General features: G+C 33.8%; 17 protein-coding genes. 16 read left to right on the top strand and 1 reads right to left on the bottom strand.

Translation table 11 applies throughout. From position 1 onward, the window contains the following. Window positions 1–37 precede the first annotated feature (37 nt). From QO200_RS07440 to QO200_RS07365, 16 genes are all read left to right on the top strand, one after another. Window positions 38–190 carry a lmo0937 family membrane protein gene (locus QO200_RS07440; protein WP_371538348.1) on the top strand — a complete coding sequence of 51 codons (153 nt, stop codon included), beginning with the start codon at window positions 38–40 and terminating at the stop codon, window positions 188–190. A 36-nt stretch (window positions 191–226) separates the two neighbouring features. Further along, entirely contained in the window at window positions 227–520 is a 294-nt protein-coding gene (locus QO200_RS07435) for a YtxH domain-containing protein (RefSeq protein ID WP_371538346.1), read from the top strand. A 41-nt stretch (window positions 521–561) separates the two neighbouring features. Next, window positions 562–909, top strand: coding sequence for a hypothetical protein (locus tag QO200_RS07430; protein WP_371538344.1), 348 nt, complete (start codon window positions 562–564; stop codon window positions 907–909). 1 nt (window position 910) lies between these two features. Continuing rightward, window positions 911–1,240 (top strand): hypothetical protein, encoded by a 330-nt coding sequence (locus tag QO200_RS07425; RefSeq protein WP_371538342.1) that lies wholly within the window; start codon window positions 911–913, stop codon window positions 1,238–1,240. Window positions 1,241–1,418: 178 nt separating this feature from the next. Further along, entirely contained in the window at window positions 1,419–1,856 is a 438-nt protein-coding gene (locus QO200_RS07420) for a histidine kinase dimerization/phospho-acceptor domain-containing protein (protein ID WP_371538340.1), read from the top strand. 380 nt (window positions 1,857–2,236) lie between these two features. After that, entirely contained in the window at window positions 2,237–4,018 is a 1,782-nt protein-coding gene (locus tag QO200_RS07415) for an Ig-like domain-containing protein (RefSeq protein ID WP_371538338.1), read from the top strand. A 72-nt stretch (window positions 4,019–4,090) separates the two neighbouring features. Further along, window positions 4,091–6,121: an OmpA family protein gene (locus tag QO200_RS07410; protein WP_371538336.1), complete on the top strand. Its 2,031-nt coding sequence runs from the start codon at window positions 4,091–4,093 to the stop codon at window positions 6,119–6,121. A gap of 197 nt (window positions 6,122–6,318) precedes the next feature. Continuing rightward, on the top strand, window positions 6,319–7,407 hold the full coding sequence (locus QO200_RS07405; RefSeq protein ID WP_371538334.1) for an alkene reductase: 1,089 nt from the start codon (window positions 6,319–6,321) through the stop codon (window positions 7,405–7,407). Window positions 7,408–7,461: 54 nt separating this feature from the next. Continuing rightward, window positions 7,462–8,520, top strand: coding sequence for a class I fructose-bisphosphate aldolase (locus QO200_RS07400; RefSeq protein ID WP_371538332.1), 1,059 nt, complete (start codon window positions 7,462–7,464; stop codon window positions 8,518–8,520). A 134-nt stretch (window positions 8,521–8,654) separates the two neighbouring features. Further along, window positions 8,655–9,128: a nuclear transport factor 2 family protein gene (locus QO200_RS07395; protein WP_371538331.1), complete on the top strand. Its 474-nt coding sequence runs from the start codon at window positions 8,655–8,657 to the stop codon at window positions 9,126–9,128. Between the two features lie 92 nt (window positions 9,129–9,220). Then, complete coding sequence (locus QO200_RS07390) at window positions 9,221–9,577, top strand: DUF1572 family protein (RefSeq protein ID WP_371538513.1); 357 nt, start codon at window positions 9,221–9,223, stop codon at window positions 9,575–9,577. 221 nt (window positions 9,578–9,798) lie between these two features. Continuing rightward, complete coding sequence (locus QO200_RS07385; protein ID WP_371538330.1) at window positions 9,799–11,541, top strand: APC family permease; 1,743 nt, start codon at window positions 9,799–9,801, stop codon at window positions 11,539–11,541. A 58-nt stretch (window positions 11,542–11,599) separates the two neighbouring features. Further along, window positions 11,600–12,409: a mechanosensitive ion channel family protein gene (locus QO200_RS07380; RefSeq protein ID WP_371538329.1), complete on the top strand. Its 810-nt coding sequence runs from the start codon at window positions 11,600–11,602 to the stop codon at window positions 12,407–12,409. Between the two features lie 3 nt (window positions 12,410–12,412). Continuing rightward, window positions 12,413–13,312, top strand: a complete 900-nt coding sequence (locus tag QO200_RS07375; RefSeq protein ID WP_371538328.1) for a mechanosensitive ion channel family protein — start codon at window positions 12,413–12,415, stop codon at window positions 13,310–13,312. A 2-nt stretch (window positions 13,313–13,314) separates the two neighbouring features. After that, complete coding sequence (locus QO200_RS07370) at window positions 13,315–14,544, top strand: cation:proton antiporter (RefSeq protein WP_371538327.1); 1,230 nt, start codon at window positions 13,315–13,317, stop codon at window positions 14,542–14,544. Window positions 14,545–14,737: 193 nt separating this feature from the next. Then, window positions 14,738–16,471: a response regulator gene (locus tag QO200_RS07365; protein WP_371538326.1), complete on the top strand. Its 1,734-nt coding sequence runs from the start codon at window positions 14,738–14,740 to the stop codon at window positions 16,469–16,471. On the opposite strand, the gene QO200_RS07360 is transcribed toward QO200_RS07365, so the two are convergent. Then, window positions 16,455–17,510 (bottom strand): o-succinylbenzoate synthase, encoded by a 1,056-nt coding sequence (locus tag QO200_RS07360; RefSeq protein WP_371538325.1) that lies wholly within the window; start codon window positions 17,508–17,510, stop codon window positions 16,455–16,457. The genes QO200_RS07365 and QO200_RS07360 overlap by 17 nt on opposite strands. Window positions 17,511–17,671: the final 161 nt, after the last annotated feature.

The raw sequence follows: 17,671 nt of genomic DNA, 5'->3' as shown, positions 1-17,671 counted from the left end.
ATTAAAACAATAATTAATCAATAAAAAAATAGAAATCATGAGCAATCTTCTTTACACATTAGCAGTAATCTTAATCATTTTTTGGGCAATCGGATTCTTCGCATTTAGCGCAGGAGGAATCATTCATATCTTACTTGTTATTGCAGTAATTGCAGTATTATTAAGACTTATCCAAGGAAGAAGATTATAATATATAAACAATTATAAATAATAAAAAAATAAAATTATGAAAACAGATAAAGTAATATTAGGAGTTTTAGGTGGTCTTGCAGCAGGTGCAATAATGGGAATATTGTTTGCTCCTGAAAAAGGAAAAAAAACAAGAAAAAAAATTAAAAATGTAAGCAACGATTACGCAGATGAATTAAAAGATAAATTCGATGTTGCGTTAGATACGATGTCAAAAAAATATGATGCACTTAAAGAAGAAGGACAAGGTCTTTTTAATGAAGGGAAATCTAAATTTGAAAAAACTAAAAAAGATATTGAAAATATGGATATTAAAAATATCAATATCTAACAATAGCATTTTTAAACTTTAATTGGCTTAAAAATAGAATTATGAGTAGCAAAGCAACAACAATAGAAATTCTTTTCGAGAAAGTAGAAGACTATACTCGGACAACTGTGGAGTTGGCAAAACTAAACGTTATTGACACTTCAGCAGATGTTCTATCTTCAATGATATCACGATTAACAATTGCTATTGTTTTTGCTATGTTTTTACTACTTCTAAACCTTGGCCTTTCGTTCTGGATTGGTGAACTTCTTGGGAATTTTTATTTCGGCTTCTTTATAATGGCTGCCTTATATTTAATACTGTCAATTGTATTATATTATTATAAAGATCAATGGATTAAAATGCCGGTCAGTAATTTTATTATTACCAAAATGCTAAAACACAAATAGCATGGAAAAAAGGAGCGCAACACAAACTTTGAGACAAACGATCTTATTGTTGGAACAAAAACAGGCAGAAGAATTACAATCACTACATCAACACTACCTTGTCGTATATGAAAGTGTAAAGCCTTTAAACTTAATGAAAAGTGCTTTAAAAAAAATGACATCTTCTCCAGATTTAAGACACAATATACTTAATACGGTCATTGGCTTATCTACTGGCTACATCTCAAAGAAGTTATTGTTGGGCTCAACGCACAATCCAATAAAAAGGATAGCAGGAACCGTATTACAATTCGTAGTAACTAATTTAGTTGCTAAACGTATTGATCTTTAGAAATCAATACTTCTTAAATAAAAAATTCACATTATATTTTAAATAAGTCAATTTACTTATCATGATTAGAATAATACTATTGATTTATATTCTTTCTAAGAAAGTGACCCGCAATAATAGCATCCGTTAATCCTTTAAGTTTAATCATCATTTTTTCAAAAATTTCAATTAAGGAGCCATGGACAGCAAAATAATAAACGAAGAGTTAATTACCATTAAGAAAAAACTCGCCTTTCAAAATCAGGAAAAGAAAGACAGAGCCGCTGAGTTATTTATTGCCAATACAGAACTTCTTTTCCAAAATGAAGAAAAGGAAAAAAGAGCACAAGAGTTACTAATGGCTAACATAGAACTTAAAAGAGTCCAAGAATATCAAAAGGAATACATCGAAGGAATAGAGATGATGATATATATGACCTCTCATCAAATCAGACAACCGATTGTCAACATTCTAGGCTTATCCCAATTAGTTGACCTTTCAACAGATACAAAGGTAGATCTTAAACAAACTTTAGATCATATAAAAACATCTGCGCAATCCCTTGATGAATTAACTAAAGAACTCAACACCTATATTTTAGACCTGAGACAAAAAGCAAAAAATAGGCTTCTCTAAACTACTATATTACCTGGTCTGCTAAACTTCTAAAATCGAACATTAGCCTCCCCCCTTTATTATTCCAATCATAAGCAACCGACAGCCTTTGTCGTAAACCCTGATTTTTAAGATATCCTTTTCTTAAAAAAAACCCTCCACCCCTTTTTATTGATAGTAATACGGCTTTTTTTTAATTTCAGTTAAATAAAATAAGCCAAATAACAAGGCATTAACACTTCATATTTCACAACTCGCTGATTTAAAACGACTTGTTCAAAATCTTAAGGTTTTCTATATGTGAATTATATAAGTATCCTTTTTAATAGTATAATACTTCTGTAAGCAATTAAACCAACCTTTGTTTCATAAAATAATTAAACCCCCTAAACTTCAATAAAATGAAAACTAAAAAATTACTATTAACCTTTGCAATACTATTTATTGCTTTAATTTCTGGTTGTGCGAAAGACGATTTCGTAGAAATCGATGGACTTTGTCCGGAAGTGGTAAGTACTACTCCATTAAATGCAGCTACTAATGTTCCTTTGGATCAATTGATCACAGCAACTTTTAATGAAGAGATGAATCCTGAAACTATAAATCAGTCTTCTTTTACTTTAAACGGTACTTCACAGATAGCTGGTGTAATTACATACTCAGGTAAAACAGCAACCTTTAAACCATCTGCTTTACTTTCTCCTAACACAACGTATACTGCTACAATAAAGAGAACAGTAAAAGACCTTACAGGTAACGCTTTACAAACAGAAAAAATTTGGACGTTTAGTACTGGTTTAACAGTTACTCCAATGGTTGCGTCAACTGACCCAGCAAACAACGAGAATAACGTATTTTTAAATAAGGTAGTAAGTGTGACTTTCAATATGCCAATGAAAGCTAGTACTATTACTGGAACCACTTATACTTTAAAACAAGGTAATACTGCCATTGCAGGAATTGTAACATATAGCGGAACAACGGCTGTATTTACTCCTACATTAGCATTGGCTGCAAATACAGTCTATACAGCAACTGTTTCAGCAGCTGTAACGAATCTAGACAACACACGTTTACCAAGTGACTATGTGTGGAAATTTACGACTGGAGCTATAGTAGCCCCAACAGTAACTTCTACAGATCCTATCAATAATGCGACAGGTGTTGCACTTAATAAAACGATTACTGCTAACTTTAGTATGGTAATGGATCCATTAACAATCAATGCTACTAATTTCACATTGAAACAAGGTACAACAGCTATCACGGGAGTTGTAACTTACTCAGGAACTACTGCTTCATTCAAACCAACAAACGCTTTAGTAGAAGGTAAAACATATACAGCAACCATTACAACTGCTGCGAAAAATGCTGCCGGAGTACCTTTAGCAAATAACTATGTATGGAACTTCACTACATTGTCGGCATTAGTTGTCCCTGCGCCTTCAGGTTTATTCTTCGGAGTATTTGGAGGAAATGCAGGAATAACGAATCAAGGACTAAATACCAGAGTTAACGGAGCTATCGGTACAACTGCTGCATCATCTTTAGTAACTGGTTTCACCGATACTATGGCATCTCCATTCGAAGTATATACCATTACTCCTCTTCATAATGGGTTAGTTAATGGTGGTATTTTTACCGATGCTCCTGCACCAGGAAATGCGACAAAAGCAGCCAAAGCACTAGAAGGATTAAATGCAGCAAGAGATCTTTATAACAGTATTTCTCCAGCTAACAAACCAGGCGGTAGCGATCAAGGTTCAGGAGAACTTGGAGCGTTAACTTTAGCGCCAGGTGTTTATAAATCAGCAAGTGGTACATACAAAATTACAAATGGTGATTTAACATTAGATGCTCAAGGTAATGAAAATGCAACTTGGTATTTCCAATCAGCATCTTCATTAACAGTAGGTTCTCCAGCAGCATCTAGAAATGTTAAATTAATAAATGGTGCCAAAGCAAATAATGTTTACTGGTACGTAGGTAGCTCAGCAGTTATTAACTACGCCGGTGGTGGTGTAATGGTTGGAAATGTTATTGCTAATAATGGTGTGACATTGTCAGCACCTGCAAATAGCACTACTCTACCTGGTGCAGAAACAGTATTAAACGGAAGGGCTATTTCATTAGTATCCTCAGTAACTATGGTTAATACCATTATTAATGTTCCTGCTAATTAATTAATACTCCAAGTTTTACATATCCCGTCTTAGGGCGGGATATATTAAAATAAAACCTAATAATAAAAAAAAATGAAATCAAAAACTTTTTATACAGAGAAACCATCTAATGCATGGTGTCCTACTAATCTTACCATCAAAAGCGTCGGAATGATTGCTTTAGCTTGGTTAAGTTTTCAAACAGCTGTCCAAGCGCAGGAAACTATTGCAGTTAAATACGCAAAACCTTCCTGGTACTTTGGTGTAGCGGGTGGAGCAAATTTTAATTTTTACCGTGGTTCAACGCAACAAATGAATGCCAGTTTCACTTCACCAAAAACATTTCATGATGGATTTGGTGCCGGACTTTTCATTGCTCCACTTTTAGAGTATCGTCCTGCTGATTCAAGATGGGGTGTTATGTTACAAGCCGGTTATGATAGTCGTAAAGCTGATTTTGACCAAGTGATTACTGCATGTGACTGTCCTGCTGATTTAACAACTGACTTAAGTTACATTACAGTGGAACCAAGCGTACGTTTTGCACCGTTTAAATCTAATTTCTATCTATATGGTGGTCCACGTTTGGCTTTCAACTTGGATAAATCATTTACATACCAATTAGGGATCAACCCATCATATCCAGATCAAGAAGCTACTCCTGCAGTAAAAGGTGATTTTGATAATATCCAAAAAACAATTATTTCAATGCAAATTGGAGCAGGTTATGATATTCCACTTTCAACGGATGCAAACAAAACTCAATTTGTATTGTCTCCTTTTGTTTCTTTCCAACCTTATTTTGGTCAAGATCCACGTTCAACAGAAACATGGAACAATACAACTGTTAGAGCAGGTGTTGCACTTAAATTTGGACAGGGAAAAAATATTCAGGAAGCTACTGATATCAAAGCAGATAAAGAAGTTTCGTTTTCTATAGATTCTCCTAGCAATGTTCCAGGAGACGCTAGACTTACTGAAATTTTTCCACTTAGAAACTATGTGTATTTTAACGCTGGATCGAATGAAATACCAAACCGTTATGTTTTATTGAATAAAGATCAGGTAAAAAATTTCAAAGAAGATCAAATAGAGGTTTTTGCACCAAAAAATTTATCAGATCGTTCAAAAAGACAGATGACTGTTTATTATAATGTTTTAAACATCCTTGGTGACCGTATGCAAAAAAATCCAAATGCAACTATTTCCTTAGTTGGTTCTTCAGCTGAAGGCCCAGCAGATGGGTTAGCTATGTCAGAGTCAATTAAAACATACTTAGTTGATGTATTTGCAATAAACCCTTCTAGAATAAGTACTAAAGGTCAAACTAAACCAAACATTCCGTCAGAACAACCAGGTGGAACACTTGAATTAGAACTTCTTCGTGAAGGAGACCGTAGAGTATCTATCGAAAGTACTTCTTCAGATTTATTAATGGAATTTCAAAGTGGGCCTGGTGCGCAATTGAAACCAGTAAAAATTGTTCCACTTCAAGAGGCTCCTGCTTCTAGTTATGTAACTTTCAACAATAAGGGAGCTGCGGAAGCTTTATCTACATGGTCATTAAAAATCACTGATGAACAAGGTAAATCACAGTCTTTTGGACCATATACTCAAGAGGAAGTTAGTATCCCCGGAAAAACAATTCTAGGAAATCGCCTTGAAGGAGATTTCAAAGTAAAAATGATAGGTCAGACTAAAAGTGGTACTGTTATAGAAAATGAAGCTCCTTTACATGTTGTACTTTGGACCCCAGCTAAAACAGAAGAAGGTCTTAGATATAGCATTATTTATGAATTCAATAAATCGAAAGCTATTGCCATCTATGAAAAATATTTAACGGATGTTATTGCACCAAAGATCCCTGTTGGAGCGACAGTAATTGTTCACGGTCATACTGATGTTATCGGTGACTCTGTTCACAATCAAGATTTATCTTTAGCTCGTGCAAACGATGTAAAAACTATCATTGAAAGTGCATTATCTAAAGCAGGTAGAAATGATGTTAAATTTGAATTAAATGGATTTGGCGAGAATGAAAGCAATTCTCCTTTTGAGAATACAACTCCAGAGGAACGTTCTTACAACAGAACCGTTATAATTGATATTGTAGCTGCAAAATAATACGTCAATTAATGACAAACTTATTTTTTAATTTTAGAAAAGAGGATAGAAACTAAACAGTCTATCCTCTTTTTTTGTTTAAAATTTATGCCCAATGTATTTATGCGGCTATGATAATCAATTCCATAACTATTTTAAACCCCTAAGTCAAAAAATATAATTACCTTTATTACAACAACTTAACGGTAAAAAAAAAAATGAAAAACAAACAATTATTCATTCCCGGAAAAATAGGCTCTATAGAATTAAAGAATCGGATTGTGATGGCACCCATGACTCGATGCAGAGCTATAAAAAATGTCCCAAATGATCTTATGGCTGATTATTATAAGCAACGCTCCAGCGCTGGTTTAATAATTACCGAAGGTACATCGCCCTCACTCAATGGACTTGGTTATGCCCGGATTCCAGGAATATTTAATGAGCTACAAGTGACTAGTTGGAAAAAAACAACAAAAGCAGTACACAAAAGCGGGGGAAAGATTGTTGTTCAATTAATGCACTCCGGAAGAATCAGCCATCCTTTGAATATGCCTCTTGGAAGTGAGATACTTGCCCCTTCTGCTGTTAAAGCTGATGGGCAGATGTGGACCGACTTAAAGAGTTTACAAGATTTTGTTGTGCCAAAAGAAATGAGTTTACAAGATATTATACATGCCAAAACAGAATTTGTTGCCGCCGCAGAAAACGCCTTGTTTGCGGGATTCGATGGTGTTGAATTGCATGGTGCAAACGGCTATTTACTAGAAGAATTCCTTTCACCCATTAGCAATATCAGAACTGATACTTACGGTGGCAGTATCGAAAATCGATGTCGGTTTATCATCGAAGTGGTAACTGCCGTGGCTGAATCTATTGGCAAAGACAAAACTGGAATTCGTTTGTCTCCTTATGGCGTCGCAAGTGATATGCCACATTATCCAGAAATAGATGATACCTATGATTACCTTTCAAAAGAACTTAATAAAATTGGTATTGCTTATATCCACCTTGTTGATCATTCGGCCATGGGAGCGCCCCCTGTCCCAATCGAAATAAAAAAAACAATTCGGAAAAACTTTAGAAACGCACTAATCCTTTGCGGTGGTTTTGACCAAGAAAGCGCCGAACTAGCCATTGCAAGTGGATTGGCTGACTTCGTAGCATTTGGAAGACCGTTTATAAATAATCCAGATCTTGTGGAGCGGTTTAAAAATGGCTGGCCCCTTTCACAAAATCTCAATACCGATTTATTTTACACTCCTTATGAAAAAGGATATACTGATTATCCTTCTTTTAAACCATAATTCAATTTAACTATTTGATTAACTAAAAGTTGTATTACTCAAACGAAATATAAAATGGAAAATATAGATCTATTGCTGGAATTATTAGGAGACAAAAAGGATTTTTACTTAAACCATGTTTGCAAAACAGTTACTAAAGAGCAAATTCATTTACCCCATCCGGATTTTACAGACTCTTTTTTACAAAGCAATCGAAATGGACAAACCATAAGAAGTTTAACACAGATTTACGACCATGGCAGGCTTTCCGGCACGGGCTATCTCTCGATTTTACCTGTAGACCAAGGGATTGAACATACTGCTGGAAGTTCATTTGCTCCAAACCCGATGTACTTTGATCCTGAAAACATTGTGAAGTTAGCCATTGAAGCGGGCTGTAACGCTATAGCTTCTACGATGGGCGGCTTAGCTCTGCTTTCTAGAAAATATGCACATAAGATTCCGTTTATCGTAAAACTAAATCACAACGAGTTATTGACTTACCCCAAAAAAAACGACCAAATAATGTTTGGGAGTGTAAAAGATGCTTGGAATATGGGTGCCATAGCTGTAGGCGCGACTGTCTATTTTGGATCGGCCGAATCTGATCGACAAATAATCGAAGTTTCAAAAGCCTTTGAAGAGGCGCACAATTTGGGTATGGCAACTATTCTATGGTGCTATTCCAGAAATAATGCATTTATAAAAGACAAGGTAGACTATAATTCAGCGGCAGATATAACCGCTCAAGCAAATTACTTAGGAGTATCATTGCAAGCGGATATTATTAAACAAAAATTACCAACAAATAACGGTGGGTTTACAGCGATTGACTTTGCAAAAACGGACCCCGAAATGTACACTAAATTAGCTAGTGACCATCCAATTGACTTGTGCAGATATCAGGTTCTGAATTGCTATGCTGGACGAATTGGTATGCTAAATTCTGGAGGTGAATCAAAAGGTTCAGGCGATTTAAAACAAGCGATACAATCTGCGATCGTGAATAAACGGGCTGGTGGCTCGGGCATAATTATGGGACGAAAAGCTTTTCAACGCCCTTTTAACGACGGAGTGAAAATTATAAATGCAGTACAGGACATCTATCTTTCAAAAACTATTTCTATAGCTTAGCTCCTTATTACTAATAAATTACAGTTATAAAACATTTTATTTCACTAATAAAAACAGTCTATTTCCTATATGTTTTGAAAACAAATAGCTTCGAACCGAAAAATTTAGTATTTTTAACTACTTTTTATACAAATATGACTCAAAACGAAAAAACCATTACTAAATTTTACAATGCTTTTGCTAATGGTGATGCTACAAAAATGTGTGAATGCTACCATCCTAATATTCAATTCAGAGACCCAATCTTCGGCGCTTTGAAAGGAAATGATGTATGCAAAATGTGGGAAATGCTAATGGCAAAAAGTAATGGAAATGAGAACATTAAGTTTTCAGAAGTAAAAGCAGATGACTACCATGGGTCTGCACTTTGGGAAGATACCTATAATTTTAGCAAAAACAATAGAGAGGTTGTGAATAAAATTAGAGCAGAGTTCTTTTTTCAAGACGATCTGATTATGAGACATACTGATGATTTTGATATCTGGAAATGGTCAAAGCAGGCATTAGGATTATCAGGACATTTATTGGGCTGGACTGGTTACATGCAAAAGAAAATACATCAAAACGCACTACAATCACTCAAAAAGTATCAAAAGTCAACTTTATGATAGTTCAAGCTTTAAAAACAATTTTTAACAGAGATTTAAATCGGCTAAAAAAAGAAATAGAGCTATATCAAAATGAAAATCAGATTTAGACGATTCAAAAAGGAATAACTAATTCTGCCGGGAACCTTTGCTTACATCTAATAGGAAATCTTAACACCTACATCGGTACCATTCTTGGGAACACTGATTATGTTAGAAATAGAGAACTTGAATTTTCATTGAAGGACATTCCAAAAACACAACTCATTTGTAAAATTGAACAGACTATGATCGTAGTGGATTGTGCATTAGATAAGCTATCTGAAAAGGAATTACGAATGGATTTTCCTGTTTTGGTTTTTGAAACAAAAACGTCAACCGAATTCATGTTGATTCATCTCACTACTCACCTCGCCTATCATCTTGGACAAATAAATTACCACAGAAGATTATTAGAACTAGAAGAATAACCCGCAATTTCTTACTTAATAGCGTATTTTTCTTTCTTTGCACTTAGCTTAAAACTTTACAAATTAAAAAAAAAACAGATAATTACTTGTAAATCAATAACTTTAAAATAAAACAATCGCATACACGATATTATAGGAGAAGGAAATAGCTTTGTTATTTGGCATTTTATCACAAATGCTTATATTGCGGAGCAAATTGAAATAAATCCAAATAATATACAATGAAAAAGGTATTACATCCAAAATTAAATGAGTTACAAGCAACGGCTATTTGCGGAAATGACATTAGCTCTTCTTGCTTATATGTTTCGGCTCTTACCATCATGTATGCTGGTCAGTATGCATGGATTTCATTATTATTTGTAGCTGTTGTTTTATTTTTATTCAGAAAAATATATGGTGAAGTAGTTGGAGCTTTACCTTTAAATGGGGGAGCGTACAACGTACTTTTAAATACGTCTTCAAAAAGACTTGCTTCTGTAGCAGCCACCCTGACTGTTTTGTCTTATATGGCAACGGCCGTAATTTCTGCCTCAGAAGGAATGCATTACCTACATAATATAGCTCCTGGAATTAACATTACAATAGCAACGGTCATTATACTGTTAATTTTCACAGGACTAGCAATAATTGGTATAGGAGAATCCGCTATTGTCGCAGTTGTGATTTTTATCACGCACTTAACCACTTTAAGCTTGTTAGTTTTAGCTTCCGTTTGGTTCATTTTCATGAACGGATTAGAAGTTTTTGATTTGAACTGGAGCCTACCAATTACTTCCGGAACCATTGTTAACGCTTTATTTTTAGGGTTTTCTGCAGCGATGTTAGGAATTTCTGGTTTTGAAAGTTCTGCCAACTTTGTTGAAGAACAAGAACAAGGCGTATTTCCTAAAACCCTTCGTAACATGTGGGCAATAGTTAGTTTTTTTAACCCAGTAATTGCTTTATTACTTATCTGCATCATTCCATTAGCACAGGTTGGAGAACACCAAGAGTCACTTTTAGCCCATTTAGGTGCTACAACTGGAGGTTCATGGTTAGCATATTTAATTTCGATTGATGCGGTTTTAGTATTATGTGGTGCTGTGTTGACTTCATTTGTAGGAGTCTCTGGATTGTTAAACCGTATGACATTAGACCGTATTTTGCCAAATTACTTTTTAAAGCAAAATAATAGAGGATCTAATTACCGCATTATCATTAGCTTTTTAATCCTTTGTATTTCTGTACTATTAGTTACTAAAGGTGATATCGTAGCACTTGCGGGTGTATATACTTTTTCATTTTTGGCAGTGATGGGATTGTTTGGAGTTGGAAATCTATTATTGAAATTCAAAAGAAAAAAATTACCAAGACCAGAAAAAGCTCGTGGTATTTCGGTTGTAATTGCTGTTGCATTAATCATTACCGCCTTTGTGGGAAATATAAAATTAAATATCACGTCGTTTTATACCTTTTTACAATATTTAGTTCCAGCCTTTGGTTTTGTAGCCATTATGCTTAACCGTACGTTGTTAATTAGACTTTTAATCGATGCTTTAGAATATTTTTACAGACCTTTACGTAAAATGGTCATCTTTACTAATCGTTATTTGTTAAAAATGAACCTAAAAATTGAATCACAAGAATTTGTGTTTTTCACTAAAGGGGATGATGTTGCAATTATTAATAAAGTTATGCAATATGTTCAAAATAATGAATCTACAAAGAAATTAAAAATCGTAAACATAAATAAAGACCACTATAATAATGACTTATTGATTTCTGATTTGAAAGTATTAGATAGAGCATATCCTGAAATTGATATTGAATTCATTGAGCTAGAAGGTGTTTTTGGACCGGATATTATTGATGAACTTTCACAAAAATGGAATATACCAAAAAATTTCATGTTTATTGGTTCGCCAGGAGATCGTTTCTCCTATAGAGTTGCTGAATTAGGTGGTGTTCGATTAATTATGTAACTTTAGTTGTAGTTGCCATAAATAACTAGGATCAAAAGACTATATAAACATAAAATACATGAAGAAAATAATCGACTATACTCTTTTTCAAGATGGTGGTTTTAGCATTAAGGTTATTAGTCTAATAAAGCTGATTGTTTTTATAATCCTAGTCCTACTCGTTTTAAAGCTTATTAGAAAGGCGATTTATAAAGTCGATAAAATTGATGTAGCCAAAAAGTATTCTATATATAGACTAGTTCGATATTTAATTATTCTAGTATCGATTATTGCTGGATTACAATTATTTGGTTTTAATTTATCAGTACTTGTAGCGGGATCAGCAGCTCTTTTAGTAGGGATCGGTTTAGGGCTTCAGAATCTTTTTAGTGATTTTATTTCTGGAATTTTACTGCTGCTTGATTCCTCTGTAAAAGTAAATGATGTTATCGAATTAAACGGAATGGTGTGTACTGTACAAGAAATTAATTTACGTACTACGACAGTTCTAACTAGAGATGACAAATATATCATTTTACCTAATTCTGATTTAACAAAAAATCAATTAATCAACTGGACACATAATAATCATGCCTCTCGCTTTGAAGTGACCGTAGGAGTAGATTATTCTTCGGATGTTACACAGGTAATGAAGATACTAAAAGAAGCTGTAGATAATCAAGGTAGCGTTTTGAAAGAACCTAGTCCATTTATTCGTTTTACAGATTTTGGTGATTCATCATTAAACTTTTCAATAATTTTCTGGTCTGAAGAATTATTTCGCGTTGAAAACATCAAAAGCGAAATGAGAATAAAGATCTTCGAATTGTTTAAAAATAATAACATTACTATTCCTTTCCCTCAGCGCGTTGTTCACATTAACAAATAACAAATGGAAGAGCAAATTCAAGAGTACCTTTACAACCCTACAGTTGGTAAAATTGTAAGCTTTTTTATAGGCATCGCAGTAATTTGGATGCTAATAAATGCTATTCAAAAAAACCTTTTTTCGAAGATTAAAGACAATAACAATCGCTACAAAGCGAAAAAATTCAGCAGTTTCATTGGTTATTTTTTAACCATAATTCTTTTAACAGTCATATTCAGTGATAAACTCGGCAATTTAACTGTTGCTTTAGGAGTTGCAGGTGCGGGTATCGCTTTTGCTCTCCAAGAAGTAATTGCTTCATTTGCAGGTTGGTTAGCTATCATGTTTGGAGGGTTTTACAACACTGGGGATCGCGTTCAGCTTGGTGGAATCAAAGGCGACGTAATGGATATTGGTGTTTTAAGAACTACCATAATGGAAACAGGGCAATGGGTTGATGGCGATCTCTATAATGGTCGAATTGTATTAATAGCTAACAGCTATGTTTTTAAGGAACCGGTATTTAACTATTCAGGTGATTTCCCTTTTTTATGGGATGAAATAAAAATCCCTATTCAGTATGGAAGTGATTATGAAAAAGCAAAGCAAATAATTCTAAAAGCGGGAGTTGAAGTAGCTGGAGACTTAACTGTTAGATCCAAAGAAAAATGGACTTCCTTACAAAACAAATACCGTTTAGAAGATGCACAGACTGAACCAATGATCTCCTTAATTGCCAATGATAATTGGGCCGAATACACCCTCCGTTACGTTGTGGGATATAAAAGAAGAAGAGCTACAAAATCAGAATTGTTTACAAAAATCTTAACTGAAATTGAAAAAACAAATGGAGCCGTAAAAATGGCTTCTGCAACATTCCAATTAGTACAAGCACCAGATTTTAACGTTAACATCAAAAAATAAAAATGAATCTATTTCATCTTTTTTCAATACTTATTGTTCTGTCAGCAGGCTTCGCTTATATCAATTTTAGAATCCTAAAATTACCAAATGCAATAGGACTGATGCTGGTCTCTTTAATTTTTTCATTCATAATACTAATTCTTGGCTACTACTTCCCCTCGTTTAAAGAGAGTATAGCACTAAAAATGGACAATATTAATTTTAGCGAACTATTGTTAGAAGGAATGCTAAGCTTTATGTTATTTGCAGGAGCGATTCATATCAAATTTAAAGACTTGAATAATGAAAAACTGAGTATTTTACTTTTTTCAACTATTAGTGTATTAATTAGTACTTTCATAATCGGATTTGCGAGCTACTATTTATTGACTTTTATGGGCGTTAATGTACAGTTAATTCATGCCATGTTATTTGGCGCACTGATTTCCCCTACTGATCCTATTGCCGTCTTGAGTATCTTAAAGAGTGCTGGTGTGACTAAATCATTAGAGACTAAAATAGCCGGTGAATCATTATTCAATGACGGTGTAGCTGTTGTTGTTTTCATAACCATTTTAAAATTAGCACAACCAGGAGCTAATTTAGAAATAAGCAGTATCTTATTATTATTTGGACAAGAAGCTATCGGCGGTTTACTCCTAGGAATTGGAATTGGTTATATAGGATACAAATTGATTGCCAGTATTGACCATTATCAGGTAGAAGTATTAATTACCTTAGCTATTGTAATGGGAGGCTATACGCTAGCGCATTATATACATGTTTCTGGACCACTTGCTATGGTTGCTGCAGGATTGATTACCGGAAATCAAGGTAAAAAATTAGGAATGTCAGACGTAACAGCTGAATATATCGATAAATTCTGGGAGCTTATTGATGAGATTTTAAATGCTGTATTGTTTGTTCTGATAGGTTTAGAATTATTAATCATACAAACTAATGAAAAAATACTTTTTGCAGCTGTAATTCTATTATTAATAACTTTGATTACAAGATACATTTCAATTTACATCCCTTCTATCGCCGTTCGTTTAAAGGAAAGGATCACTCAAAAAACCATTCTTATATTAACGTGGGGCGGATTAAGAGGTGGAATTTCTATCGCACTTGCATTATCTATCGCTCCTGAGTTTAATAAGGATATTTGGGTTACCATCACGTATGTAATTGTTTGCTTCTCCATTTTAGTACAAGGAATGACAATAGGTAAATTTGCAAAAAAAATGCAGTAAATTATACTTTATTCTATAACTACCCTCTTATTATTATTGAAAACAAATCACAAAAAAAACAAAAACTTTAAATTTATCAATTTTTATTTATTAGATTTAACCCCTCCTAATCTACTATATACTAGAGACTTCTATATTTTTAAAATTGATACGGAATATATTGATATGTATTCCTAATTTGAATTTATTAGTGATGACTCATAAGAATTTAAATACCACTAAAATCGCCACCGATTTTTACAAACTTCAACAAGATTATAATTCATTAAAAGAAAAGTTTGATACATTAACAGACGAGAATCAAAATAACGAAAATCAAATTGATCACATAAACGAAAAATTGACAATATCTTTAGAAAACATGTCAGATGCTTTTGTTGCCATCGACAAGGGTTGGAAATACACCTTTGTAAACCAGAAAGCAGGCGTGATGATTGGAAAGAAACCAGAAGACCTCATTGGTAAAAATGCGTGGGTTATATTCCCCGATCCTACTCAAACATCATACTATAAAGTGTATTACAAAGCGATGAAAACCAAAAGAGAGGTCGTTTTTGAAGATTATTATGTTCCGTGGAACCGCTGGTTTGAAAATCGTATAATACCCAGTAAAGAAGGAATCGTTATTTTTTTTAAGGATATCACAGAAAGCAAATTAGCTGAAAAGAAATCTCAAAATTTGAATACAAAACTAGAGGTCAGAAATAGAGAACTCTACGAGAGTATTATCCAAATTCAAAAAATTAATAGGGAATTAATATATGCAAAAGAGAAAGCAGAAGAGGGAGACCGTTTAAAATCTTCTTTCCTCGCGAACATGAGTCATGAAATTCGCACCCCAATGAATGGTATTTTAGGCTTTACAGCGCTTTTAAAGGAGCCAAAACTAACTGGGCGAGAACAACGCGAATATATTCGTGTCATTGAAAAGAGCGGTGAAAGAATGCTTAATATCATAAATGATATCGTTAGTGTTTCTAAAATAGAATCAGGACAAATGAACCTGTCCTACAAAGAAACCTCAGTGAAAGATCAAATTGATTCTATTTATGCTGTTTTTAAAGCTAAAGCCAAGCAAAAAAATATCCTTCTTACAATAAACAATACTTTAGGTACAGCCGATAATTTAATACACACAGATGAAGAAAAAGTCTACACTGTATTATCACATTTACTTAGCAATGCCTTAAAATTTACCGACCATGGAATAATAGAAGTAGGATGTTTTAAAGAGAATAATTCTGTTGTTTTTTATGTAAAGGATTCAGGCATAGGAATCGATTCTACTAAAACAGAAATCATTTTTGAACGTTTTAGACAGCTGGATGATTCTTTAAACAGAAATTACGATGGTGCTGGATTGGGTTTATATATTTCTAAATCGTACGCTGACCTTTTAGGTGGTTCCATCTGGGCAGAAAACAATGCAGATAATGGTGCGGTCTTTTATTTCAAAATCCCCCTTATTGAGCCCTATGAAACTTACAAAGAAGTTCAAAACTCCTTATTAGCAGTTCCTTATGAAGCACAAAAATTAAAAATTCTTGTAGCCGAAGATGATAGTATCTCCTTAAAGTTTATTTCTAAAATTTTAAAAATATTTGGAGAAAACTTATTAATAGCTAGAAATGGATTTGAAGCGGTTAATTTATGTAAAAACAATCCTGATATTGATATTATTCTAATGGACATCCAAATGCCAGTGATGAATGGATATGAAGCTATTAAAAAAATAAGGGAGTTTAATGAAGAGGTAATTATAATTACGCAAAGTGCGTTTGTATTTACTGACGAAGCTGAAAAAGCGATTAAAGTTGGAGGCAACGGATACATCTCAAAACCTATTGATAAAAATCAATTAATTGATCATATCAATAAACAAATAACTACTTCTAGAAATAAATCGCAAACTAAAAATCTTTCATAATCTCCTTTAAACTGAATTCCCATTCTTTAGCTTTTTCATACCAAAGTTGCCCTTTAGAAACAGTTAGAGGGCACTCAAAATTATTGGTATAAAGAGCACCTGTCCCAAGGCCTTGCGGCATCAAATTACCTTGTAAAAAGGTCCATTGAGCAATGGCGTTTAAACCAATATTACTTTCTAAAGCAGAGGTAATCCACCATCCAATTTGGTGTTTTTTAGCCAATGAAATCCATTCTTGCGTTCCTCGAAAACCTCCTATAAAACTAGGTTTTAAAATGATGTATTGCGGTTTGATTTTTTGCAATAATTGTTCCTTTTCTTCAAATAAAAACACACCAATCAATTCTTCATCTAAAGCAATAGGCATGGGAGTGATTTTACACAGCTCTGCCATCCTGTCAGTATTGTTTTTTTGTATCGGTTGCTCTATACTATGCAACTTAAATTCAGATAATTGCGTTATCTTACCTAAAGCTTCATTTGAACCAAAAGCACCGTTAGCATCCACTCTGATTTCAACCTGCTCCGGAGTAAAATGTTGCCTGATATAACGTAATAAATCCAGTTCTACACCAAAATCTATTGCACCAATTTTAAGTTTCACACAAGCAAATCCTTGCGCCAACTTCTCTTCTATTTGTCGCTTCATAAACGAGGCTTCACCCATCCAAACGAGACCATTGATTTGAATTGATTTTGTACCATTTGTAAACTCCGACGGAAACAATAAAAAAGGGGTTTCACTATACAGAGATTGAAACGCTATTTCGACTCCAAATTGTATCGAAGGAAACTCTACTAATACTTCCCAAAGTTGGTCTTTTCCAAGATGAATATTAGCGCAAGTCCACTGCAATTTTTCTTCATAGTCTGGCCGATCATCGATGCTTAATCCTCTCAAAATACCGCACTCGCCTATTCCTGTTTTTCCGTCTTTTTCAAGTACTAAAAACCAGGTTTCTTTTTCGGTCATAACGCCTCGAGAAGTTCCTGAAGGGCGTTTAAAATCCAACATGTATTTATGATAGGTTGCTTTCATATTTTGCTTTAACTGCAATTACCATTGCCATTTTAGTAAGGTTGACTACGTTTTTTGAACGCTTCTCAACTGCGTTCTAATTGATAAATTAAATTATTGTTTTCGTTTTATTAAATAAGATAGCCCAATTAATAAAACTCCGAAAAGACAGAATATAAGAT

Origin of the sequence: Flavobacterium sp. Arc3 (genome assembly GCF_041431375.1) — a bacterium.
Taxonomy (GTDB): Bacteria; Bacteroidota; Bacteroidia; order Flavobacteriales; family Flavobacteriaceae; genus Flavobacterium.
Note: the sequence above shows the minus strand (reverse complement) of the source record. Positions and strands in the feature narration are given on the sequence as shown.